The following is a 23,021-nucleotide window of genomic DNA, read 5'->3' on the forward strand; positions in this document are numbered from 1 at the left end:
CCCCCGTAAACAGGGGGAGCGAAGAGAAAAAATGACGAAACAATAAATCGCCGAAGTGCGGTCAAAATTCTCCGAAATTTTTAACCGCACTTTAAACCTTTAACTCCGACAGGAGAACATTTGTGAAAGACTTAGTTAAGTTTTTAAAAGCACAATCAAAAACCAGTGAAGATTTTGATGTGATTAAAATTGGGTTAGCTTCCCCAGATATGATCCGTTCTTGGTCATTTGGTGAAGTGAAGAAACCTGAAACCATTAACTACCGTACGTTCAAACCTGAACGTGATGGTCTTTTCTGTGCGCGTATCTTCGGGCCTGTAAAAGATTACGAATGTTTATGTGGTAAATATAAACGTTTAAAACACCGTGGTGTGATTTGTGAAAAATGTGGTGTTGAAGTCACTCAAACTAAAGTTCGTCGTGAACGTATGGGTCATATTGAACTTGCATCGCCAGTTGCACATATTTGGTTCTTAAAATCATTGCCGTCTCGTATCGGTTTACTTTTAGATATGCCATTGCGCGACATCGAACGTGTACTTTATTTTGAAATGTACATCGTGACCGAACCAGGTATGACGGACTTAGAGCGCGGTCAATTATTAACAGAAGAACAATACCTTGACGCTGAAGATCGCTGGCAAGATGAATTTGAAGCGAAAATGGGTGCCGAAGCGATTCAAGATCTCTTAAAAGGTATGGATCTTGAAGCTGAATGTGAAAAATTACGTGAAGAATTACAAGAAACTAACTCTGAAACTAAACGTAAAAAAATCACTAAACGCTTAAAATTATTAGAAGCATTTGTTCAATCTGGTAATAAACCAGAATGGATGGTGATGACGGTATTGCCAGTTCTTCCACCAGATTTACGCCCATTAGTACCACTTGATGGCGGTCGTTTTGCGACTTCAGATCTGAACGATTTATATCGTCGTGTAATCAACCGTAACAATCGTTTAAAACGTTTATTAGATTTAATTGCGCCAGATATTATTGTGCGCAACGAAAAACGTATGTTACAAGAATCTGTTGATGCCTTATTAGATAATGGTCGTCGCGGTCGTGCAATTACGGGTTCTAACCGTCGTCCATTAAAATCATTAGCGGATATGATCAAAGGTAAACAAGGTCGTTTCCGTCAAAATTTATTAGGTAAACGTGTTGATTACTCTGGTCGTTCTGTAATCACTGTTGGCCCATACTTGCACTTACACCAATGTGGTTTACCGAAGAAAATGGCATTGGAATTATTCCGTCCGTTTATCTATGCGAAATTAGAAAGCCGTGGTTATGCTACGACAATCAAAGCGGCTAAGAAAATGGTTGAGCGTGAAGAGGCGATCGTTTGGGATATTCTTGCAGAAGTTATTCGTGAACACCCAATTCTATTGAACCGTGCGCCAACACTTCACCGTTTGGGTATCCAAGCGTTTGAACCGATCTTAATCGAAGGTAAAGCGATTCAATTACACCCACTCGTTTGTGCGGCGTTTAACGCAGACTTCGATGGTGACCAAATGGCGGTACATGTTCCATTAACCCTTGAAGCGCAATTAGAAGCTCGTGCGTTGATGATGTCCACCAATAACGTGCTTTCTCCAGCAAACGGTGATCCTATTATCGTTCCATCACAAGACGTGGTATTAGGTCTTTACTATATGACCCGCGAAAAAGTGAACGGTAAAGGCGAAGGTATGTTATTGCAAGATCCTCGCGAAGCTGAAAAAGCATATCGTACAGGCGAAGCAGAATTACATTCTCGTGTGAAAGTACGTATTACTGAATATGTGAAAAATGAAGCGGGCGAATTTGATGCGAAAACCACGCTGACTGATACAACTATCGGTCGTGCAATCTTATGGATGATCGCGCCGAAAGGCATGCCTTATTCATTGTTCAACCAAACATTAGGTAAAAAAGCCATTTCTAAACTGATTAACGAAGCATATCGTCGTTTAGGTTTAAAAGAAGCGGTAATGTTTGCTGACCAAATTATGTATACCGGTTTTGCGTATGCGGCACGTTCTGGTTCATCAGTTGGTATTGATGATATGGAAATTCCAGCGAAGAAATACGAAATTATTTCTGCAGCGGAAGAAGAAGTAGCTGAGATCCAAGAACAATTCCAATCAGGTCTTGTGACGGCAGGCGAACGCTATAATAAAGTAATCGATATTTGGGCTGCCGCGAATGAGCGCGTAGCGAAAGCGATGATGGAAAACTTATCTCAAGAAGAAGTCATCAATCGTGAAGGTAATCCTGAAAAACAAGCGTCCTTTAACAGTATCTTTATGATGGCTGATTCTGGTGCGCGTGGTTCTGCAGCGCAGATTCGTCAGTTAGCAGGTATGCGTGGTTTGATGGCTCGTCCAGATGGCTCGATCATTGAAACCCCAATTACAGCAAACTTCCGTGAAGGTTTGAACGTATTACAGTACTTTATTTCAACCCACGGTGCTCGTAAAGGTTTGGCGGATACCGCATTAAAAACAGCGAACTCAGGTTACTTAACTCGTCGTTTAGTTGATGTGGCACAAGACTTAGTGATTGTAGAAGATGACTGTGGTACGCACGAAGGCTTAGTCATGACCCCATTAATTGAAGGTGGAGATGAAAAAGTGCCACTTCGTGAATTAGTATTAGGTCGTGTTGCTGCAGAAGATATTTTAAAACCGGGTGCAGAAGAAGTATTAATTCCGCGTAACACCTTATTAGATGAAAAACTCTGTGATGTGTTGGATGCAAACTCTGTAGATAGCGTAAAAGTACGTTCTGTTGTAACTTGTGATACTGACTTTGGCGTGTGTGCGAAATGTTATGGTCGTGATCTTGCGCGTGGTCATTTAATCAACCAAGGCGAAGCGGTGGGGGTTATTGCCGCTCAATCTATCGGTGAGCCGGGTACACAGCTAACAATGCGTACGTTCCATATTGGTGGTGCGGCATCTGCGGCAGCGAAAGAATCTAGTGTGCAAGTTAAAAACACTGGTACAGTGCATTTAATGAATGCAAAATTCGTGACTAACGATGAAAGCAAACTAGTATTAACTTCTCGTAACACGGAATTAACTATTACTGATGCATTTGGTCGTACTAAAGAACATTATAAAGTGCCTTATGGTGCGGTATTAAGCAAAGGTGACGGTCAAGAAGTCACTGCAGGCGAAACTATCGCAAATTGGGATCCACATACAATGCCAGTTGTCTCTGAAGTATCTGGTTTTGTGAAATTTGTAGACATTATTGATGGTTTAACTGTGACGCGTCAAACAGATGAATTAACAGGTTTATCATCAATCGTGGTTCAAGATGTGGGTGAACGTGCAACTGCGGGTAAAGATTTACGTCCAACTATTAAATTAGTTGATGCAAATGGCAACGATATTTTCTTACCTGAAACTGATGTTCTTGCACAATACTTCTTACCTGGTAAAGCAATTGTAAGTTTAGACGATGGCGCAGCAGTGAAAGTAGGGGAACCATTAGCACGTATTCCACAAGAATCTGTGGGTACTAAAGATATTACTGGTGGTCTACCGCGCGTTGCAGATTTATTTGAAGCACGTAAACCAAAAGAACCAGCTATCTTGGCTGAAATTTCTGGTATCGTGTCTTTCGGTAAAGAAACCAAAGGTAAACGCCGTTTATTAATTACTCCTGCGGAAGGCGAAACTTACGAAGAAATGATTCCAAAATGGCGTCAGCTTAACGTATTTGAAGGCGAAATGGTACAACGTGGCGATGTAATTTCTGATGGTGCTGAAACACCACACGACATTTTACGTTTACGTGGCGTGCGTGCAGTAACTGAATACATCGTGAACGAAGTGCAAGATGTTTACCGCTTACAAGGGGTAAAAATCAACGATAAACATATCGAAGTTATCGTTCGTCAAATGTTACGTAAAGCGGTAATTACTAAAGCTTACGACTCAGAATTCCTTGAGGGAGAACAAGTCGAAGTGGCTCGCGTGAAAATTGTTAATCGCCAACGTGAAGCAGAAGGTAAACCACCAGTTGAATTTGAACGTGAATTATTGGGTATCACCAAAGCGTCTCTTGCGACTGAATCCTTCATCTCTGCCGCATCGTTCCAAGAAACTACTCGTGTTCTTACCGAAGCAGCAGTGGCAGGTAAACGTGATGAATTACGTGGCTTGAAAGAGAACGTAATAGTAGGTCGATTAATTCCTGCGGGTACAGGTTTTGCGTATCATCAAAATCGTCACAAACATCGTTTAGTTGATGATGTCGTAGCGAAATTATCTGAAGAAGATGAAGCTGCTATCGCTGATGAATTTGTTATGACTGCAGATGATGCAAGTGCGAACTTAGCTGAAATGCTTAACATGGCAGATGATGCGGAATAATTAATTCCCTGTATGAGAAAACCCGAATGAAAGTTCGGGTTTTTTATTTTTATGAAAATGGGTAGAGGTTTTATGCCAGAACAACAAGTATGTTTCTTCATAGAAATTCACAAAAATTTGAGACTTTTAGAAAAGTCTGTTGTTGATAGTTATGTTACACTTTGCTCATATTTTTCAAAATAAGGATCATACTATGAATATAACAAAGCCTTTTCCTCTTCCAACAGGATATTTCGGTATTCCTCTTGGTTTAGCAGCCTTATCTTTAGCTTGGTTTCATTTAGAAAACTTATTTCCTGCTGCGCGAATGGTAAGTGATGTTCTTGGCATTGTAGCAAGTGTGGTCTGGATTTTATTTATTTTAATGTATGCGTATAAACTTCGTTATTACTTTGAGGAAGTTCGTGCAGAGTATCATAGCCCAGTTCGTTTTTCCTTTATTGCATTGATTCCTATTACAACTATGTTGGTAGGCGATATTCTTTATCGTTGGAATCCTTTAATTGCTGAAGTTTTAATTTGGATTGGAACGATTGGTCAATTACTTTTCTCAACATTACGTGTCAGTGAATTATGGCAAGGTGGTGTATTTGAGCAAAAATCTACTCATCCTCCGTTTTATTTGCCTGCGGTAGCTGCTAATTTTACCAGCGCAAGTTCATTAGCATTACTTGGCTACCATGATTTAGCCTACTTATTCTTTGGCGCAGGAATGATTGCTTGGATTATTTTTGAACCTGTATTATTACAACATTTACGTATTTCATCTCTTGAGCCACAATTTAGAGCCACAATAGGGATTGTTTTAGCACCTGCGTTTGTGTGTGTATCTGCTTATTTATCGATCAATCACTGCGAGGTGGATACGTTAGCTAAAATCCTTTGGGGATATGGATTTTTGCAATTATTTTTCTTATTGCGATTATTCCCTTGGATTGTGGAAAAAGGACTTAACATTGGCTTATGGACATTCTCATTCGGATTAGCGTCTATGGCAAACAGTGCTACCGCTTTCTATCATGGCAATGTTTTACAAGGCGTGTCTATTTTTGCCTTTGTTTTCTCAAATGTAATGATTGGCTTATTGGTTTTAATGACAATATATAAATTAACTAAAGGGCAGTTTTTCCTAAAATAAGGCATTTAAATTAACTAAGGCAGGGATTCCCTGCCTTATTTACATATTACATCTATTTGTCTTTTTCTATTTCAATCACTTCTACACAATTTACCGTACCCGCTTTAATTCGCCATTTCACATTAAATTCGTACAAACTTGTTCCATAAATACGATCACTCGGTTTACCTTGTTGATAGGCTGGGCGAGGATCTTGCTCTAGCACTTGGCGAATAAAACGACTTAAGTGCGGTCGTTTTTCTTCTCGTTTTTTTACCGCACTTTTGGCTTGCTCGGTAAATTCAACAGTCAGTTTTACTGGTGGTTTTTCTTGAGCAAAGCTCGATTGTGCATTTGGCTCACTATCCGCATAGGCAATATAGGGTTTGATATCGAAAATGGGCGTGCCATCCACTAAATCCACCGCACCTAAATGGAGAAAAATGTTACCGTTGATGCATTCTACTTGACGTAATTCGACTTTGGATAAACCAAGAGGATTTGGGCGGTGCGTTGCGCGTGAAGCAAACACTCCAATTCGTTGATTACCGCCTAACCGAGGAGGGCGTACGGTGGGTTGCCATTTCCCTTGTTGGATTTGGTCGAATTGAAAAATTAACCAAAGATGACTGAATTGTTCTAATCCTCTCACGGCTTCAGGCGAATTATAAGGCGGTAAGAGTTCTACAATGCCTACTCCGTCTTCAACTAACTTAGGTTGGCGTGGTACGGAGAATTTTTCTTTATAAGGCGTGTGGATAATGGCGATAGGCGATAAGGTTAAATCATTCATAAATTGGGTGTCTTAGTGTAGAATACGCGGCTTATTGTAATCAAAAGTGCGGTCAAAAAAAATGATAAATGAAAAATTGAAAATGTGGTGGGAAACGGCTCGACCGAAAACTTTGCCCTTAGCGTTGGCATCGATTTTCACGGGTTCGGCATTAGGTTATTGGGCGAATCCACAAGGTTTTAATGGGCTTGTAATGGTGCTTTGTTTACTCACGACAATTTTATTGCAGGTGCTTTCTAATTTTGCCAATGATTATGGGGATCATCAAAAAGGTTCAGATACTGAAGAACGTATTGGGCCATTACGTGGCATTCAAAAAGGCGCAATTTCAGCAAAAGAACTGAAATGGGGATTAATTCTAATGGTGATGGCAAGTTTTCTTTCAGGAAGTTTCTTGATTGGAATCGCTTATGAAAATCTCTCAGATTTATTCGCTTTCGCTGGGCTTGGAATTTTAGCTATTGTTGCTGCCATTACTTACACTGTTGGGGCAAAACCTTATGGCTATATGGGATTAGGCGATATTTCTGTATTAGTATTTTTTGGTTTGCTTGGCGTTGGCGGCACTTATTATTTGCAAACTCACAGTATTGCTAGCCACATTATTTTGCCTGCTATTGGTTCTGGCTTATTGGCAAGTGCGGTATTAAATATCAATAATTTACGTGATATTGAACAGGATGCGAAAGCTAGCAAAAATACCCTAGCCGTTCGTTTAGGTGCATATAAAGGGCGTGTTTATCATTGTATTTTATTAAGTGTGGCGGCTCTATGTTATTTGGCATTTGCGGTGGCAACGGCCACGGCCACTTCTTGGACAAATTATTTATTTGTATTAGCAATGCCATTGTTAGCTAAACACGCGATCTTTGTTTATCGTAGTCAGCAGCCAAGTGAATTGCGTCCAATGTTGGCTCAAATGTCTATGATTTCGTTATTAATCAATATCTTGTTTAGTTTAGGCTTGCTTATCGGCTAAATCGGCATATACTAAAGCAAACAAAATTTCAACAATCGATAGGGGAAAGTTATGTTTATTGATACTTCAGAACTTTGCGATCTTTATGCAGAACAAGTGGATGTCGTGGAGCCAATTTTTTCAAGCTTTGGTGGCGTAAGTCATTTTTACGGTAAAGTCACTACAGTAAAATGCTTTGAAAGTAATGGATTAATTGCTGAAGTATTAGAAGAAAACGGCGAAGGTCGAGTGCTTGTCATTGATGGCGGTGGTGCGGTACGCCGTGGTTTGATTGATGCAGAATTGGCTCAACTTGCCGTTGATAATGGTTGGGAAGGCATTATTGTATATGGTGCAGTACGCCAAATTCAGCAATTAGAAAACCTCGATATTGGTATTCATGCCCTTGCGCCAATTCCAGTCAGTGCAGATGAAAGCAGTGCTGGCGAGAGTGATATTCCAGTGAATTTTGGTGGCGTAACCTTTTTCCCAGAAGATTATATTTACGCAGATCTGACAGGAATTATACTTTCGCAAGAGCCTCTAGATTTAGAAGATTAATTTCTACTTGATTAACATCTTAGTATTTTATTTAAGCTTTCCTATTCTAAACGGCGTATCATACTAAAAAATTAAATTGTAACTATATGATATATAAAACCCCGTTCAATTTGAACGGGGTTAAAAGTGCGGTAAATTTTTAATGTGTTTTATGGCTTGTGCTATACAAAATTTTGTCCGTATAAGCTAAAGCAATTGCCGACACTAAAAAGCCCAAGTGCAACAATAATTGCCACATCATCGTTTTTTCTGGCATATTGCTTGCATTCACAAAAGTTTGCAACATATGGATAGATGAAATGCCGATAATAGACATAGAAAGTTTAACTTTCAACACGGTGGCATTTACGTGGCTCATCCATTCAGGTTGATCGGGGTGATTACGTGTACGCAATTTAGATACAAAGATTTCATAGCCACCGATAGTCACCATCACAAGTAAGTTGGCGATCATCACGACATCAATCAAATTCAACACGCCTAACATAATTGTGTTGGAATCCATATCATTTACATTAATCACTAACTCCCATAATCCTTTGATAAATTTATAAGAGTAGATTGCAAGGGTGACAATCAAGCCCAAATAAATCGGCACTTGCAACCAGCGACTAGCAAAAATTATTTTCGCGATAATATTCGATTGTTCGTTATATTTCGCATAAGGATCAACAGGTTTGTTTTCTTTCATAAGATTTTATTCCTAAATTAAACAGTGGGTTAAATAAACAAAAAAACCGCAAGAAAATAGCAGTTTTTTTGAAAATAGCAATAAGGAAATTGAGTTATTCTAATTTTATTTGAAACTGTAAATAGACTCTCTTAACACACAAGTCGGTTCTAACACCAAAGTGAGGTAATTTTCATTAGGATTTTTAATTCGTTGCAATAGTGTTTCAACAGCGAGTTTGCCAAGTTCAGCTTTCGGTTGGCAAATGGTGGAGAGAGGAGGCGAGAGATAACGAGCCAATTCAATGTCATCATAGCCCATAATTGAAAGATCTTGCGGAATACGTAAGCCTTGTTGCTGAATAGCTTGGTATGCACCGACAGCAATGGTGTCACTACAACAAAAAACTGCTGTTGGACGTGAAGATTGAGTAAGTAAAGATTGTATGCCAAGTACACCGCCTTCAAAGTCAAAATGACTTTCGACAATCCAATGAGGATTTAACGCAATTTTTGCTTCCGACAGCGCATTTTTATAACCTTGCAAACGATTTTGTGCGACAGATTTTTTGAGATTTCCCGTAATAATGCCAATTTTACGATGTCCTGCATCAATTAATGCTTTTGTCGCCAAATAGCCACCAAGTGCTGAATTTTCGAGTATTTTATCTGCATTTAACTCAGTAAACCACCAGTCCATCACAACCAGTGGCAGCGAAATGGCTAACTCTATATCAGCCTGAAAACGGCTATCACCACACATCAAAAGCAAACCATCCACTTGTTTGTGCATTAGAGTTTGCAGATTTTGTTGTAGGCGTTTGGCATCTCCACCCGTTGTAGCAATAATAAGATTATATTGATTTTTCTGACAATATTGCTCCACGCCAGCCATCACTTCCGCAAAGAAGGGATTATTTGTTGCGGTGACAAGTAGCCCGATAGTTTTGGTTTCGCGCACCTTAAGGCTTCGTGCAACAGCTGAAGGGGTGTAATTCAGTTCAGCGACAATACGCATCACTTTCTCACGAATTTCATCGCTAACAAAACGCGATCCATTAATGACATGTGAAACTGTAGAAGTCGAAACTTGCGCCAGTCGTGCAATATCTTTCATTGTCGCCATAAAAACACCCTAAAAATTCACCGCACTTTAAGCGTGTTCAAGAAATTCCAAAGTTTCTTGACGCGTTGGAATAGAGGATTGAGCCCCTTTTTTCGTCACACTAATCGCAGCGGCAGCTTGACCAAAACGAATGGCTTCATCAAAGGATTTTTCTTCCAATAAAGCCGTAACAAAACCGCCATTAAATGTATCACCAGCTGCGGTAGTATCTATTGCTTGCACACAAAAGCCCTTAATGATGCGGCTTTTACCTTTTCGACTGACAAACACACCTTTCGCGCCAAGGGTAATCATTACGGTTTCAATGCCTTTATCGTGAAAAACACTCGCAGCTTTCACCGCACTTTGCTCGTCGGCTACCGCTACCCCCGTCAGGATTTCAGCTTCTGTTTCATTTGGTGTAATAATATCAATCAAACTCAATAATTCGTCCGATAAAATCTGCGCTGGAGCAGGATTTAGCACAACCTTAACACCATTTTTCTTAGCGATTTGAGCAGCCAGCTCCACACCAGAAAGTGGGGTTTCTAATTGCATTAACAAGCAATCCGATTGTGCAATTTGCGCCTCACTTTGACGAACGACCATCTCACCCAAATGTGCATTTGCACCGCTAGCCAACACAATACTGTTCTCACTAGACTTGGCGACTTGAATAAATGCCATTCCTGTCATTTCCTGTGAAACGGTATTAATATGGGTTGTATCAATTCCTTCTTGCTCAAACGCATTTTTCATTGTTTTGCCTATGCTATCTGATCCAATGCAACTAATGAACGCTACCTTTGCACCTAAACGAGCGGCTGCCACTGCTTGATTGGCACCTTTGCCACCATAGGCAATTTGATAATTTTGACCTGTTAGCGTTTCACCGGGTTTAGCAAAGTAAGGCACAGAAATAACGTGATCAGCATTGATACTACCGAGAACCGTGAGGGTTTTTTTCATTATTTTATCCTGTATTGTTATATTTTTTCTTTCTACACAATGGGACAAATATAATTTGCCCCATAATGTGATATAACGAGCTTATTTAGTAGATAGATTATTCACTTATTACTTTCAAATCTACTGGAATTTTCGCTTCAACTTTTTCGCCCTTTAAGATTTTATCAGCGGTAACAACACCTAATGAACCAATAAGCTCGGGTTGTTGTGCGATAGTTGCTGCCATTTTGCCACTTTTTACCGCTTTAACACCATCATCGGTACCATCAAAACCTACGATAAGGACTTTTTTATTTGCGGCTTTCACCGCACGTAATGCACCTAATGCCATTTCATCATTTTGCGCAAAAATTGCTTGAACATCACCTTTAGATGCCAACAAATTTTCCGTTACATTCAAACCTTTTGTTCGATCAAAATCTGCTGGCTGACTGGCAAGCACATTGAATTTATGAGCATCAATAGCTTGTTTGAAACCCTCACCTCGTTCGCGTGCCGCAGATGTTCCTGCAATACCTTCAAGTTGAATCACCTTGGCATTATCGCCTAATTTCTGTGCGATAAAATCACCTGCCATTTTACCACCTGCGATATTGTCAGATGCAATATGGCTCACTACGTTTCCTTTAGCTGCGCCACGATCTAATGTAATTACTGGAATATGCTTACGGTTTGCAATCGCCACTGCGTTGCCAACTGCTTCAGAATCAGTTGGATTGATCAATAATATTTTTGCACCACGCACAGTTAAATCTTCGACATTAGCTAATTCTTTAGCAGGGTCATTTTGTGAATCAAGCACCACTAACTTATAACCTAATTCATCCGCTTTTTTCTGTGCGCCATCTTTTAACGTTACAAAAAATGGGTTATCTAATGTAGATACTGCCAAAGCGATTGTGTCTTGTGCAGAAGCAGAGCCAGAAACAGCCAAACCTAATAATACAGCAGAAGTAAGTGCGGTTAGTTTTTTCATAGTTTCTCCTTAAAGTGAGTTACAGTTTTTTTGTACCAAGATAGTTATCGGCTAAAACAGCAACCAAAATAACCAACGCTTTTGCTATCATTTGATAGTAAGATGAAATATCTAATAAATTTAATGCATTGTTTAAAAATCCGATGATTAATGCACCGATGAGAGTTCCCATTACACGACCTTTCCCCCCCATCAAACTGGTTCCACCGACTACCACGGCGGCAATTGCATCTAATTCATAAGATACGCCAGCAGTGGGTTGAGCGGAAGATAAACGTGAAGTTACAATTAAACCCGCCAGCGCAGAAAGAAATCCACTCACCGCAAAAACAAATACTTTGATTTTATTGACGTTAATACCAGAAAGTTGGGTCGCTGCCTCATTTCCACCTAAAGCATAAATATAGCGACCGATTGGTGTGTGTTTTAAAATATACCAAGCAACCGCAAACACGATACTCATAATCCAAATTGGTACTGGGATACCTAAAACATAGCCTGTACCAATGCTAGCAAATAGATCAGCATTATCCGAAAAACCTGTCGTAATAGGACGACCATCTGTATAAACCATTGTTATACCACGCAGTAAGGTCATGGTAACCAAGGTAGCAATAAAAGCCTGAACTTTCCCTTTTGCCACAATTACACCACTTATGCCACCAAGAAGTGTTCCAATCAATAAAACCACAGGAATGACTAAAAAAATAGGCAATTCGATACTCACCATTGAAGCGGCGATTGCACCTGTCAATGCCAATACAGATCCAACAGAAAGATCTATACCTGCAATTAAAATAACGAAAGTCATACCCACTGCAATAATCGCATTAACCGAAGTTTGGCGTAAAATATTCAAAATATTATCTACGCTAAAAAAATCAGGATTAATCATTGATACAATCGCGATAAGAATAATCAACGCAATAAAAGAACGCTGTTCAATCAAAAATCTTCCTATTTGAAAATTAGATGTTTCATTTTTCATCATACTTACCTACTCTTATTTACCAATAGCTGCTGCTAATAATTTTTCTTGAGTTGCGTCTTTGCGAGAAAATTCTGCACTAATTTTACCTTCACGCATTACCAACACTCTATCGCTCATACCAAGCACTTCTGGCATATCAGATGAGATCATTAAAATACTCAAGCCCTCTTTCTTAAATTCGTTAATCAACTGATAAATTTCTTTCTTCGCGCCAACATCTACGCCACGAGTTGGTTCATCTAAAATCAACACATTTGGGCGAGTCATTAATCCACGAGCAATTGCCACTTTTTGTTGATTTCCACCAGATAGCAAACCTACTTGTTGATCACGATTAGGTGTTTTAATGTTAAACATCAGAATAAAGTCATCTACTGTCATTTTTTCCGCTTGATGACGAATACTGCCTTTTTGTGAAAAATGATCGAGCGATGTGAGCGACATATTTTCTTTTACTGACATTCCTAAAACCAAGCCATCACCTTTACGATCTTCAGAAATATATACAATACCATTATCCAAACCATCTTGCGGACTGAGATTCTCAATCTCTTGATTTTTTAACCGCACTTTTCCCGCCGTTTTTGGCAAAGCACCGTAAAGTAGCTTGCCGAGTTCCGTTCTACCCGCACCCATTAAGCCCGAGACACCAACAATTTCACCGGCATGCAATTTGAAGGAAACATCATCAATACCGCTTCCGCTCACATTTTTCACATCCAATACACATTCGCCTTTTTCTTGTGATAAATGCGGATATTGTTCATCAAGACGACGACCAACCATCATTTCAATTAAATCATCTTCTGTAATTTCTGCCACAATGCGTTCACCGATAAATTGACCATCGCGTAAAACCGTCACATCATCACAAATTTGGAAAATTTCTTTTAAACGATGAGAGATATAAACAATGCCACGATTTTCTGCTTTGAGTTCACGAATCACATTGAATAGGGCTTCGGTCTCCGTATCTGTGAGCGCATCGGTTGGTTCATCCATAATGATAACTTTGGATTCAAAACTTAAGGCTTTGGCTATCTCCACCATTTGTTGCTCACCAATAGAAAGTTCAGCGCAAAGCTGTTTACTGCTGTGAGTTACCCCCAAACGCGCAAGTAGCTTGTCTGCTTCTTGGTGCATTTTCTGCCAGTTAATCGCTCCCCACGAGGTTTTAAATTCACGACCAAGGAAAATGTTTTCTGCAATCGTGAGATTACCGACCAAATTCAGTTCTTGGTGAATAATACTAATGCCAGCTTCCTGTGAGGCTTTAGGTCCATTGAAATTAACTGATCGATTAAGATACTCAATTGTGCCTGCATCTTTAGAATAAATACCAGTAAGCACCTTCATCAAAGTCGATTTACCCGCCCCATTTTCCCCCATCAATGCCATTACGCGTCCAGCGTAAACAGATAAACAGGCATTATTCAAGGCTTTCACACCTGGAAATGACTTATCAACACCACTAATTTTGAGTAAAGTTTCCATAATTTCACCCTGATTAAAATGGCACGCCAGAATATAAAATCACATTGGCATAAGGTGAACATTCGCCAGTACGAACAATAGCTTTACTTTCGAGGGTGAATTTTTTAAAAGTTTCGTGCGATACAAATTCCACTTGTATTTGATTACCCTGATGGCTTTCAAGTTGTTGAAGTTGTGTTAAAAGTGCGGTCAATATTTCTGGATTTTTTTCTTTAATTTCTTCTGCAATAACAACGCGTTCAACATACATTTCATTCGTTACTACATTCAACGTTTGTAGAAAACTTGGTACACCCGCAGTTAATGCGAGATCGATACGTTCCACACTTAACGGAATTGGAAGTCCCGCATCGCAAATCGTCAAACTTTCTGTGTGACCAACAGAAGCGATACAACGAGAAAGTTGTGCATTTAATAACATTGTTTTTTTCATATATTTCCTCTTTCCACCTTTATCGAAACGTTTCGATAAGATAAATATAAAGAACAAAAATAGAAAAACAACTAAGAAATTTCAAATTTGGGATATTGATCACAAAATTTCTAGATAGGATAAAAAATTCTCCGATCAAATTTACATTCAATCGGAGAATAAATTATTGAAGATTTTCTTGATTTAAGACATTCAATCTAGCCAAATCCAGCTGATTATTCAATAAGTCCACATCGGGCATCGTTTTATTAGCTTTTGCGGAAAGGGTTTTAAATCGTTCTACTTTGCCTACTAACCCTTGTTGGCCAACAAGTGCGGTGACGGTGCTGTTGTATTGGTTGCTGACAGTGGAAAGCGTATTGCCGAGTTTGTTTAAACGCTCTGCCACCAAACAAATTTGGTTATAGATTTCGCCCGCTTTTTCAGCAATTTCTTTGGCTTCAGCATTACCACGTTCGATACGCCAGAGGTTTGCCACGGTGCGTAAAATCGGCATTAGCGTAGTGTGAGAAACCATAATTACATTGCGTTCATAACCGTAATTAAATAAGGCAGGATCAGCTTTTAAAGCCTCAATATACGCAGGTTCCACCGCAATAAACATAAGAACAAAATTCGGACTACGCATGCCAATCAGATTGCTGTAATCTTTTTTATGCAGATCGTTAATATGGGTTTTTAATGCGGAAATATGCTCTTTGAGTAAACGCTCTCGTTCAAAATCATCCTCAGAATTCACCGCACTTTCGTAAGCCACGAGCGACATTTTGCTGTCGATAATTAAGTGTTTTTCATCAGGTAAATTCAACACAAAATCAGGGTAATTACGCCCGCCTTGTTCATCTTTAAAATGAGCTTGAGCACGGTAATGTACATTTTCTTCAAGTCCTGCCAGTTGCAATGCTCGTTCTAATTGCACTTCGCCCCAGTTGCCTAACGTTTTCTTTTCGCCTTTCAGCGCAGAAGTTAAATTACTCGCCTCTTGCGACATATTCAGACCAATTTCCAGCACTTTTTTAATTTCCGCTTCCAATCCAGCATTGCCTTTCACGGATTCGGAGTGAATTTCATTGACCCGTTTTTGGAAACCTTCAATTTGCTCACGGAAAGGCTTGAGCAAGGTTTCCAATGCCGTTTGATTTGATTGACTAAATGATCGACTTTTTTCATCCAAAATACGATTTGCTAGGTTTTGAAATTCCACACTCAACTGCAGCTTAGATTGTTCAAAGTTCTGTTGTTGTGCGGAAAAATATTTTTCTTTCTCTGTTAAGGTTGTTTGTAACCCCGTTAATTCTTGAGAAAGTGCGGTCAATTTTTCAGTCAAATTTTGTCGTTCTTGTGTGAGATGATGTATTTGTTCATCACGTTCAGTTAAACGATATTGCAGTCCTTGATTTTCAGTCTGTACTTTAATTGTTTGTTGTTCAAACTGGTTTTTAATGCTACTCAGTTCATCAAATTTACTGGCAAGCTGATTATAATCTTGAGTCGTTTTCGATAATTCTTGATGAAGATGTGTATATTTTTGCTGGCGTAGAATAAGTAATAAAATCAATATAATAACAACAGCTAACAAGCTGAAAAGTAACAAATTTTCTGACATATTTCTCTCTTAATGGAAAACACAAATTGTAGCAAAAAATATTATTTTAATTCTGCTTTAAAGTGCGGTAAATTTTTTAACTGATTTAGAATTTATATCCATACAAAATTTAATTATTTTAGTCAATTTTGATGGCAATGCTTTAGAAAAACATTGTTGTATTTTAACGGTATTTATCTAAAAACTTGTAATACCGCACACCAATCTTTGTCGCAAGATCTTTGATAATTCGACCACCATAAACAGAAGGGACTTTCAGTCCTTCAAAAATAGATAAACGTTCATCGTCACCCAAAATCGCCTCCGCTACAATTCGCCCCGCAAGACCAGTCAAAGCAACACCGTGACCAGAATAACCATGAGCAAAATAAATATGCGGAGAAATACGACCAAAATGTGGCGTTGAGTTTAAGGTCATATCAATCGGGCCAGCCCAGCCATAATCGATTTTTACATTTTCAAGTTGCGGGAATACACACAACATATTTTTCCGCATAATCGCGACCATATCTTTTTCTGAGCTAGAATCACTACCAAAAAGCAAGCGATTGTCAGCACTTAAACGATAATAGTCTAATAATAAATTGTTATCACACACCGACATGCCATTATTAATGACAGAATCAGCAACCGCTTGGCTTAACGGCTCTGTGGCGATAATAAAACTTTCCACAGGTAATATTTTACGATTAATGCCGTGATGAATAGATTTCGGGAGCGCATCAATATAAGCATTGGTGGCTAAAATAACGTCTTGAGAAATAACCGCACTTTTAGCTGTTTTAACCTCAATGCAACCATTTTTCTCAACCATATCCACGACAGGAGATTGTTCAAAAATCTGAACACCCAGATCGACACAAGCTTTCGCTAAACCTAAGCAATAATTAAGTGGATGCAAATGCCCTGAATTACTATCAAATAGCCCCCCCACATAAATATCACTGCCTAAGTGCTGTTTTAATTTAGTTTTATCCCAAAGTTGCATATTCTGATAGCCAAAATTTTTATGACTTTCTTTTTCCATTTCAATTAAGTCATCCATTCGGCGTTCATTTAATGCTAATGTGGCATAGCCTTTTTTCCAGTCGCATTGAATGCTATATTTTTCAATACGTTCATCAATAATATCAATGGTCTCTAATGACATATTCCAAAGTTTATGTGCTTTATCTTCGCCAACTTGTTTAACGTATTCATCAATGCCTTCTTCAAAGCCATTAATTGCCTGCCCACCACTGCGACCAGAAGCACCAAAGCCTACTCTTGCACCCTCTAAGACAATGACTTTTTTTCCTTTCTCCGCCAGTTCTAATGCTGCAGATAAACCAAAAAATCCAGCCCCGATCACACATACATCAGCATGTTCAATTTGAGTGAGCGGCGGGAATTGAAAATCTTGGTTACGAGAGTCGAAATAATAAGAGCGAACGTGTTCTTGATAGGCAAAATTAAGCATAAAAAATCCCTTAGGAAAAAACTGGCAAAATCTTACCCCGAAAGGGAAATATGTCAAACCTTTTAGAAAAAATGCTATACTGCGCGCACGCAAAATTTGCGTGTTTTATGATGAACGATAACCCTCGGAGGTCAATAAATTGAAAAAATTCTTTGCTCACTCACTCAAAAATCTTTTCCTTTCCACCACCGCACTTTTTGCGGCTTCCGCTTTTGCCAATAACAAACTTTACGTCTATAACTGGACAGACTATGTGCCTTCTGATTTAGTCGCACAGTTCTCTAAAGAAACTGGCATCGAGGTAATTTATTCTACCTTTGAAAGTAACGAAGAAATGTATGCGAAACTTAAACTTACTCAGAATACTGGTTCTAGCTATGATTTGGTGTTTCCATCAAGTTACTACATAAATAAAATGATTAAGGAAAAGATGCTTCAACCGATTGATCAAAGTAAATTGACCAATATTCATCAAATCCCTAAACATTTATTAAATAAAGAATTCGACCCAGAAAATAAATATTCATTACCTTACGTTTACGGCTTAACTGGTATTGAAGTTAATGCGGATGAGATTGATCCTAAAACCATCACTAGCTGGGCGGATTTATGGAAACCTGAATTTAAAGGCAAAGTTCTCATGACCAGTGATGCGCGTGAAGTGTTCCACGTAGCATTATTACTGGATGGTAAATCGCCAAATACCACCAATGAAGAAGACATCAAAACAGCTTATGAGCGTTTAGAAAAACTGTTACCAAATGTAGCGACTTTTAACTCTGATTCTCCTGAAGTCCCTTACGTACAAGGCGAAGTTGCAATTGGTATGATTTGGAATGGTTCAGCTTATTTAGCGCAGAAAGAAAATCAATCTCTTCAATTTGTGTATCCAAAAGAAGGCGCAATTTTCTGGATGGATAATTATGCTATTCCGAATTCCGCTCAAAACGTGGAAGGGGCGTATAAGTTCATCGACTTTTTACTTCGCCCTGAAAATGCAAAAATTGTTATCGAACGCATGGGCTTTTCTATGCCAAATAATGGGGCGAAAACATTGCTAAGCGCGGAAGTTGCTAATGATCCAAAATTATTTCCACCAGCGGAAGAAGTAGAAAAAGGAATTATGCAAGGCGATGTAGGAGAAGCTGTTGATATTTATGAAAAATATTGGAGTAAATTAAAAACTAATTAGTTTCTCAATTTAGAAAACAAAAAAGTGCGGTAAAAATTTACCGCACTTTTATATGTAAAATTTTTATCTTTAAAGAATAAAACGGCTCAAATCTTCATTTTCAACCACTTCGCCAAGTGCATCCGCAACATAAGCCGCATCAATATTGACCGTTTGACCATTCATATCGCTTGCGCTGAAAGAAATTTTATCCATCAAACGTTCCATTACCGTATGTAAACGACGTGCACCGATATTTTCCGTTTTTTCATTCACTCGGAATGCAGCCTCAGCAATTTTCTTAACCGCCTCTGTTGTAAATTCAATATTCACCCCTTCTGTTGCCATCAAGGCTTTATATTGTTCGGTTAAAGAGGCGTGAGGTTCTGTTAAAATGCGCTCGAAATCCGCCGCACTTAATGCGGTAAGTTCAACACGAATCGGCAAACGCCCTTGTAGTTCAGGGATTAAATCTGAAGGACGAGCAACTTGGAATGCACCAGATGCAATAAATAAGATATGATCAGTTTTAACCATTCCGTGCTTGGTGCTAACTGTCGAGCCTTCCACTAACGGAAGTAAATCACGTTGCACACCTTCACGCGATACATCAGCACCACTGTATTCACCTTTCTTACAAATTTTGTCGATTTCATCGATAAAGACGATACCATTTTGTTCCACAGCATCAATGGCTTTTTGTTTAAGTTCTTCAGGGTTAATTAATTTCGCTGCTTCATCATCAATCAACGTTTTCAACGCATCTTTAATTTTCATTTTGCGTTTTTTCGTTTTGTCTGAACCCAAATTTTGGAACAATGATTGCAGTTGATTTGTCATTTCTTCCATGCCTGGAGGAGCCATAATTTCAACCCCCATAGACACGCCAGCAGACACATCAATTTCGATTTCTTTATCATCTAATTGACCTTCACGTAATTTTTTACGGAACGCTTGGCGAGTACTGCTGTGACTATCATGGTTTTCAACTTCGCCCCACTGATTTTTTGCTGGAGGAAGTAAAGCATCCAAAATACGCTCTTCAGCCGCGTCTTCAGCTCTTGCTCTGTTCTTCGCAATTTCTTGTTGGCGAACAAGTTTCATCGCACTATCCGTTAAATCACGAATAATGGAATCCACCTCTTTCCCCACGTAACCCACTTCGGTAAATTTCGTTGCTTCCACTTTGATAAATGGCGCATTAGCTAATTTTGCTAAACGGCGCGCAATTTCAGTTTTACCCACACCAGTTGGGCCAATCATCAGGATATTTTTTGGGGTTACTTCGTGACGCAGAGGTTCTTGAAGCTGCATACGACGCCAACGGTTACGCAACGCAATCGCCACAGCACGTTTTGCATCGGCTTGACCAATAATATGTTGATCTAATTCAGAAACTATTTCGCGAGGAGTCATTTCAGACATAGCTTTTTCCTTAATTCGGTAATTCTTCAATAGTGAAATTGGTATTTGTGAACACGCAAACATCACCCGCAATTTTCAAAGATTTTTCAACAATTTCACGAGCAGAAAGTTCGGTGTTTTCCACCAACGCACGTGCTGCAGACAACGCATAGTTACCACCCGATCCGATTGCTAAAATTTGATCTTCTTCGGGCTGAACCACATCGCCAATACCCGTGATGATTAAACTTTCTTTTTCATCCGCCACAATTAACATCGCTTCTAACTTACGAAGTGCACGATCTGTACGCCAATCTTTCGCTAATTCCACCGCACTTTTTAGCAAATGCCCTTGATGCATTTCAAGTTTACGTTCAAATAATTCAAAAAGTGTAAATGCATCTGCCGTTCCACCCGCAAAACCAGCAAGTACCTTACCATTATATAAACGGCGTACTTTACGAGCATTACCTTTCATTACGGTATTGCCTAAAGAAACTTGTCCATCACCGCCTACGACGACTTGCCCATTGCGACGTACGCTTACAATCGTTGTCATTGTTCTGTCCTTTATAAAGTGAAAAGTTGTTCGTTATATGGCGACAAATTGATTAAATTCAAGAGGGAAATTTATATTGTAGATTTATTCTTCACTCATAAATAAAAAATGTGAAGTTGATCATATTTTGAGATGGCAAACGATTGCCAATTATTGAATATAAGCTAAAAAAATGTATGATCTGAGCGGTTTTTAAATCAACGTTTGTGAGGAAAGGCAATGAAAAACGGCATAAAATTATCTGTCATCGCACTTTTAACTGCAGCTGCAGTTCCAGCGATGGCAGGCAAAACAGAACCTTATACTCAATCTGGCACTAATGCTCGTGAAATGTTACAAGAGCAAGCAATTCATTGGATTAGTGTTGATCAAATCAAACAAAGTTTAGAAGGTAAAGCACCAATTAATGTAAGCTTTGATATTGATGATACCGTGCTTTTCAGTAGCCCTTGCTTTTACCACGGACAACAAAAATTCTCACCAGGTAAACACGATTATTTGAAAAACCAAGATTTCTGGAATGAAGTAAATGCAGGTTGCGATAAATATTCTATTCCTAAACAAATTGCCATAGATTTAATTAATATGCACCAAGCACGTGGCGACCAAGTTTACTTTTTCACTGGCCGTACTGCTGGCAAAGTGGATGGTGTAACCCCAATTTTAGAAAAAACGTTCAATATTAAGAATATGCACCCAGTTGAATTTATGGGCAGCCGTGAACGTACAACAAAATATAACAAAACGCCTGCAATCATTTCACATAAAGTGAGTATTCACTATGGCGACAGCGATGATGATGTACTAGCAGCTAAAGAAGCAGGTGTTCGTGGTATTCGTTTAATGCGTGCCGCAAACTCTACTTATCAACCAATGCCAACTTTAGGCGGCTATGGCGAAGAAGTGTTAATCAATTCAAGCTATTAATTGACCGCAAGTTGGGATTTATCTTCCCCCAAAAAGTTAGATTGATTTAGTTCAAGGACTGAGTTCTGTCATTCACAGGGCTCAGCCCTTTTAGTTTCCCTGAATGTGATCATGGTTGTAATAATGAATATACTCATGAGTTGTTTTTTCAGTTGTTTGAACGTCTCAAATCGTTTGTCGTAATAACATTCAGTTTTTAATCGTCCAAAGAAGTTTTCCATCGCATTGTTATCTAAATAATTTCCTTTCCTTGACATATTCTGCTGAATGCTATTCTCTCGTAAAATCGCCTGATAACCGACCATTTGATACAGCCAACCTTGGTCGGAATGTAAAATTGGGTTTTGCGTCTTCAAGTCTTTTTTGTTGGTTGAGTTCTTGCAACTTTTTTAGAATTGCGTTCTCCGCACGTAGTAAATTTTCCAATTCTAGTTCTTCCCCTCATGTTTTCGGTTTAGGTGGCATCTTAGGGTATTTCGGTTTCATGATTGGACGACTTTTAGGTTTGAGGATTAAGCCGTTTATACCTTGTTTTTCAAAGGCTTGCAGCCATTGATTAACAACGCCTGAATTGGTAATGCCAAAATGTAAATATGCGGCTTCTGCAGAAAATTGCCCATTTTTAACCGCTTGTATTATGTTAAGTTTAAATTCAGGTAAGTAATTTTGCTTCTTACTAAGTACGGATAATCTATTGATTTAACTATGATTAATTGGTTAATCCAACGTTTTAGTGTTATTTAGGCAAGTTGAAAATACCTGCGGGTAAGTGAACGATTTTTACCATTTTGAAGATCAAATTCGATGACTTGTTGTTTGAAAAGAGTGTTGTATTTGGTCATAAAAAATCTACACCTTAGTTGGTTATTTAGTCAATTTTTGGGGTGTAGATCATAAAATGCGTTTTTTACTACTAACTTTTTTAGGTTAATCAAGCGTCTTCCTATTTTAATAAGGAATTATCGAGTGACAAATCTTCATTTTTATTTACACCTATACCGCGTGCGATAACATTTTTGGCAATTTCGTGTGCATCTTCTAAGGAATGTTCCGTATAGCTTCCGCATTGATAGATATTTAATTCGGGAATAGAAGCTTGATCTTGTACACCTAAAACATCTTGCATTGAAGCTAACCAAGCCTCAGACACTTCCTGTTCATTTGGTGTGCCAATCAAAGACATATAAAATCCCGTGCGACATCCCATCGGAGAAATATCAATAATTTCTATGCTATCGCCATTTAAATGATCGCGCATAAATCCAGCAAATAAATGTTCAAGTGTATGAATGCCTTTTGGGGAAAGAATTTCTTTGTTTGGAATACAAAAACGTAAATCAAAAACAGTAATATTATCGCCTTTTGGCGTGCACATCGTTTTTGCAATGCGTACTGCAGGTGCGTTCATTTTTGTGTGATCCACTTTAAAACTATCAAGTAATGGCATAAATTTTCC

General features: G+C 38.8%; 19 protein-coding genes and 1 pseudogene. 6 read left to right on the forward strand and 14 right to left on the reverse strand.

The window, feature by feature from the left end; translation table 11 throughout:
- Positions 1 to 122: 122 nt before the first annotated feature.
- Both rpoC and tehA read left to right on the forward strand, forming a co-directional pair.
- On the forward strand, positions 123 to 4,373 hold the full coding sequence (rpoC, locus tag AT683_RS02500; RefSeq protein WP_005659731.1) for a DNA-directed RNA polymerase subunit beta': 4,251 nt from the start codon (positions 123 to 125) through the stop codon (positions 4,371 to 4,373).
- A 193-nt stretch (positions 4,374 to 4,566) separates the two neighbouring features.
- Positions 4,567 to 5,511, forward strand: coding sequence for a dicarboxylate transporter/tellurite-resistance protein TehA (tehA, locus tag AT683_RS02505; protein WP_005659732.1), 945 nt, complete (start codon positions 4,567 to 4,569; stop codon positions 5,509 to 5,511).
- Between the two features lie 52 nt (positions 5,512 to 5,563).
- On the opposite strand, the gene tsaA is transcribed toward tehA, so the two are convergent.
- Positions 5,564 to 6,283, reverse strand: coding sequence for a tRNA (N6-threonylcarbamoyladenosine(37)-N6)-methyltransferase TrmO (gene tsaA / locus AT683_RS02510; protein ID WP_011272092.1), 720 nt, complete (start codon positions 6,281 to 6,283; stop codon positions 5,564 to 5,566).
- A 61-nt stretch (positions 6,284 to 6,344) separates the two neighbouring features.
- Between tsaA and menA the strand changes: the two genes are divergently transcribed.
- Positions 6,345 to 7,262 (forward strand): 1,4-dihydroxy-2-naphthoate octaprenyltransferase, encoded by a 918-nt coding sequence (menA, locus tag AT683_RS02515; protein WP_032827535.1) that lies wholly within the window; start codon positions 6,345 to 6,347, stop codon positions 7,260 to 7,262.
- A gap of 51 nt (positions 7,263 to 7,313) precedes the next feature.
- The gene (gene rraA / locus AT683_RS02520) at positions 7,314 to 7,802 is read left to right on the forward strand and encodes a ribonuclease E activity regulator RraA (RefSeq protein ID WP_005649446.1); all 489 of its coding nucleotides are present in this window, start codon (positions 7,314 to 7,316) and stop codon (positions 7,800 to 7,802) included.
- 139 nt (positions 7,803 to 7,941) lie between these two features.
- On the opposite strand, the gene AT683_RS02525 is transcribed toward rraA, so the two are convergent.
- From AT683_RS02525 to AT683_RS02565, 9 genes are all read right to left on the reverse strand, one after another.
- Positions 7,942 to 8,493, reverse strand: coding sequence for a TIGR00645 family protein (locus AT683_RS02525; RefSeq protein WP_005649445.1), 552 nt, complete (start codon positions 8,491 to 8,493; stop codon positions 7,942 to 7,944).
- A gap of 105 nt (positions 8,494 to 8,598) precedes the next feature.
- Positions 8,599 to 9,597: a substrate-binding domain-containing protein gene (locus tag AT683_RS02530; RefSeq protein ID WP_005659739.1), complete on the reverse strand. Its 999-nt coding sequence runs from the start codon at positions 9,595 to 9,597 to the stop codon at positions 8,599 to 8,601.
- Positions 9,598 to 9,624: 27 nt separating this feature from the next.
- Entirely contained in the window at positions 9,625 to 10,545 is a 921-nt protein-coding gene (gene rbsK, locus AT683_RS02535; RefSeq protein ID WP_011272090.1) for a ribokinase, read from the reverse strand.
- A 97-nt stretch (positions 10,546 to 10,642) separates the two neighbouring features.
- Entirely contained in the window at positions 10,643 to 11,521 is an 879-nt protein-coding gene (gene rbsB, locus AT683_RS02540; protein WP_005639843.1) for a ribose ABC transporter substrate-binding protein RbsB, read from the reverse strand.
- Between the two features lie 19 nt (positions 11,522 to 11,540).
- Positions 11,541 to 12,509, reverse strand: coding sequence for a ribose ABC transporter permease (gene rbsC, locus AT683_RS02545; RefSeq protein ID WP_005664522.1), 969 nt, complete (start codon positions 12,507 to 12,509; stop codon positions 11,541 to 11,543).
- A 15-nt stretch (positions 12,510 to 12,524) separates the two neighbouring features.
- Positions 12,525 to 14,006, reverse strand: a complete 1,482-nt coding sequence (gene rbsA / locus AT683_RS02550) for a ribose ABC transporter ATP-binding protein RbsA (RefSeq protein ID WP_011272089.1) — start codon at positions 14,004 to 14,006, stop codon at positions 12,525 to 12,527.
- 13 nt (positions 14,007 to 14,019) lie between these two features.
- The gene (gene rbsD, locus AT683_RS02555; RefSeq protein WP_005664526.1) at positions 14,020 to 14,439 is read right to left on the reverse strand and encodes a D-ribose pyranase; all 420 of its coding nucleotides are present in this window, start codon (positions 14,437 to 14,439) and stop codon (positions 14,020 to 14,022) included.
- A gap of 163 nt (positions 14,440 to 14,602) precedes the next feature.
- Complete coding sequence (locus AT683_RS02560; protein ID WP_038440556.1) at positions 14,603 to 16,045, reverse strand: DNA recombination protein RmuC; 1,443 nt, start codon at positions 16,043 to 16,045, stop codon at positions 14,603 to 14,605.
- 163 nt (positions 16,046 to 16,208) lie between these two features.
- A complete protein-coding gene (locus AT683_RS02565) occupies positions 16,209 to 17,504 on the reverse strand; it encodes an NAD(P)/FAD-dependent oxidoreductase (protein ID WP_011272087.1) in 1,296 nt (431 codons plus the stop codon).
- A gap of 139 nt (positions 17,505 to 17,643) precedes the next feature.
- Here AT683_RS02565 and AT683_RS02570 point away from each other — a divergent pair, with 139 nt between their 5' ends.
- Positions 17,644 to 18,696: an extracellular solute-binding protein gene (locus AT683_RS02570; protein WP_005691316.1), complete on the forward strand. Its 1,053-nt coding sequence runs from the start codon at positions 17,644 to 17,646 to the stop codon at positions 18,694 to 18,696.
- Between the two features lie 69 nt (positions 18,697 to 18,765).
- On the opposite strand, the gene hslU is transcribed toward AT683_RS02570, so the two are convergent.
- Both hslU and hslV read right to left on the reverse strand, forming a co-directional pair.
- Positions 18,766 to 20,100 (reverse strand): ATP-dependent protease ATPase subunit HslU, encoded by a 1,335-nt coding sequence (gene hslU, locus AT683_RS02575; RefSeq protein ID WP_005666443.1) that lies wholly within the window; start codon positions 20,098 to 20,100, stop codon positions 18,766 to 18,768.
- 10 nt (positions 20,101 to 20,110) lie between these two features.
- A complete protein-coding gene (gene hslV / locus AT683_RS02580; RefSeq protein WP_011272086.1) occupies positions 20,111 to 20,638 on the reverse strand; it encodes an ATP-dependent protease subunit HslV in 528 nt (175 codons plus the stop codon).
- A gap of 219 nt (positions 20,639 to 20,857) precedes the next feature.
- On the opposite strand from hslV, the gene aphA reads away from it, so the two are divergent.
- Positions 20,858 to 21,565, forward strand: coding sequence for an acid phosphatase AphA (gene aphA, locus AT683_RS02585; RefSeq protein ID WP_005652021.1), 708 nt, complete (start codon positions 20,858 to 20,860; stop codon positions 21,563 to 21,565).
- A 46-nt stretch (positions 21,566 to 21,611) separates the two neighbouring features.
- Here aphA and AT683_RS09605 read toward each other — a convergent pair.
- Positions 21,612 to 22,407: pseudogene (locus tag AT683_RS09605) on the reverse strand (IS3 family transposase).
- A gap of 101 nt (positions 22,408 to 22,508) precedes the next feature.
- The gene (luxS, locus tag AT683_RS02600) at positions 22,509 to 23,012 is read right to left on the reverse strand and encodes an S-ribosylhomocysteine lyase (RefSeq protein WP_011272085.1); all 504 of its coding nucleotides are present in this window, start codon (positions 23,010 to 23,012) and stop codon (positions 22,509 to 22,511) included.
- Positions 23,013 to 23,021 lie beyond the last annotated feature (9 nt).

The organism is Haemophilus influenzae, from assembly GCF_001457655.1.
GTDB classification, from domain to species: domain Bacteria; phylum Pseudomonadota; class Gammaproteobacteria; order Enterobacterales; family Pasteurellaceae; genus Haemophilus; species Haemophilus influenzae.

Bases quoted from the DNA above. Each gene is read 5' to 3' on its own strand.
- rbsK (WP_011272090.1), bottom strand. From the start codon at position 10,545: ATGAAAAAAACCCTCACGGTTCTCGGTAGTATCAATGCTGATCACGTT.
- rbsD (WP_005664526.1), bottom strand. From the start codon at position 14,439: ATGAAAAAAACAATGTTATTAAATGCACAACTTTCTCGTTGTATCGCT.
- luxS (WP_011272085.1), bottom strand. From the start codon at position 23,012: ATGCCATTACTTGATAGTTTTAAAGTGGATCACACAAAAATGAACGCA.
- AT683_RS02525 (WP_005649445.1), bottom strand. From the start codon at position 8,493: ATGAAAGAAAACAAACCTGTTGATCCTTATGCGAAATATAACGAACAA.
- tehA (WP_005659732.1), top strand. From the start codon at position 4,567: ATGAATATAACAAAGCCTTTTCCTCTTCCAACAGGATATTTCGGTATT.
- rbsC (WP_005664522.1), bottom strand. From the start codon at position 12,509: ATGAAAAATGAAACATCTAATTTTCAAATAGGAAGATTTTTGATTGAA.
- AT683_RS02530 (WP_005659739.1), bottom strand. From the start codon at position 9,597: ATGGCGACAATGAAAGATATTGCACGACTGGCGCAAGTTTCGACTTCT.
- rbsB (WP_005639843.1), bottom strand. From the start codon at position 11,521: ATGAAAAAACTAACCGCACTTACTTCTGCTGTATTATTAGGTTTGGCT.
- hslU (WP_005666443.1), bottom strand. From the start codon at position 20,100: ATGTCTGAAATGACTCCTCGCGAAATAGTTTCTGAATTAGATCAACAT.
- menA (WP_032827535.1), top strand. From the start codon at position 6,345: ATGATAAATGAAAAATTGAAAATGTGGTGGGAAACGGCTCGACCGAAA.
- rraA (WP_005649446.1), top strand. From the start codon at position 7,314: ATGTTTATTGATACTTCAGAACTTTGCGATCTTTATGCAGAACAAGTG.
- hslV (WP_011272086.1), bottom strand. From the start codon at position 20,638: ATGACAACGATTGTAAGCGTACGTCGCAATGGGCAAGTCGTCGTAGGC.
- AT683_RS02560 (WP_038440556.1), bottom strand. From the start codon at position 16,045: ATGTCAGAAAATTTGTTACTTTTCAGCTTGTTAGCTGTTGTTATTATA.
- AT683_RS02565 (WP_011272087.1), bottom strand. From the start codon at position 17,504: ATGCTTAATTTTGCCTATCAAGAACACGTTCGCTCTTATTATTTCGAC.
- tsaA (WP_011272092.1), bottom strand. From the start codon at position 6,283: ATGAATGATTTAACCTTATCGCCTATCGCCATTATCCACACGCCTTAT.
- rbsA (WP_011272089.1), bottom strand. From the start codon at position 14,006: ATGGAAACTTTACTCAAAATTAGTGGTGTTGATAAGTCATTTCCAGGT.
- aphA (WP_005652021.1), top strand. From the start codon at position 20,858: ATGAAAAACGGCATAAAATTATCTGTCATCGCACTTTTAACTGCAGCT.